The organism is Vibrio sp. 1401 (assembly GCF_033340295.1).
This window is the reverse complement of sequence record NZ_JAWOWF010000319.1, coordinates 1-733: the sequence shown is the minus strand read 5'-3', so window position 1 is coordinate 733 and position 733 is coordinate 1. Positions and strand designations below refer to the sequence as shown.

Sequence of the window (733 nt, the reverse complement as noted above, 5' to 3'; positions counted from 1 at the left end):
GGTTCCAGTTACCCAAACCACGTGACGCACCTTTCATTTCTTGGTTTACTTTCGCTGCCCCAAAGAACAGACCGAAGTTCACACCCGTAGTACGGTCAGTTTCAGACATACCTAGAACTGAGAAGTCGACGCCTTTTACTTCGTTTACTTGGCCATGCAGTACCGCCAAACGAACACCACCAACAGCAGAGTTTGATGGAGCGTTAGTATGGTCGATCGTTGAAAACATCACAGGGGTGCTGTTCGCAAGAGCAACAGGTGATGCGATAGTGGCTGCAACAGCCAATGACGTCATAAGCTTTTTCATTTTTATCTCCATGATGGTAAGCAGTAATTTACAACATAGTGTAATGTTCAGATTTTGCGCTATTCGGACACAAAAAGTGTTAGCAATAGGTCATATTTAACAATCTGACTATCCTAGAAAAAATTCATCTCAGTTATTTTTCTGTTTTTCCACTGACGCTGCCGGAACGCATCCCTCACAATTCACATCTTCTTTTACCTGCACTGAAAAATGCACAGTGGGCAAACGCCAGACGCAAAAAAGCCGAGGTTCACACCTCGGCTTTTTGTTCTACTCGGCTTGGAATAGCGCGGGATGATTACATCATGCCCATGCCACCCATACCGCCCATACCACCCATGTCAGGCATGCCTGCACTTTCTTTTTGTGGTAGGTCAGTTACCATCGCTTCTGTTGTGATCATTAGACCAGCGACAGACGCTGCAA

The 733-nt window shown here is 45.7% G+C and carries 1 protein-coding gene; it reads right to left on the bottom strand.

Annotated elements, in window-relative coordinates; genetic code table 11:
* Positions 1–307 (bottom strand): VC2662 family protein (locus R7Z77_RS25370; protein ID WP_411913213.1); only part of this gene is annotated, 307 nt, incomplete at its 3' end.
* Positions 308–733: the final 426 nt, after the last annotated feature.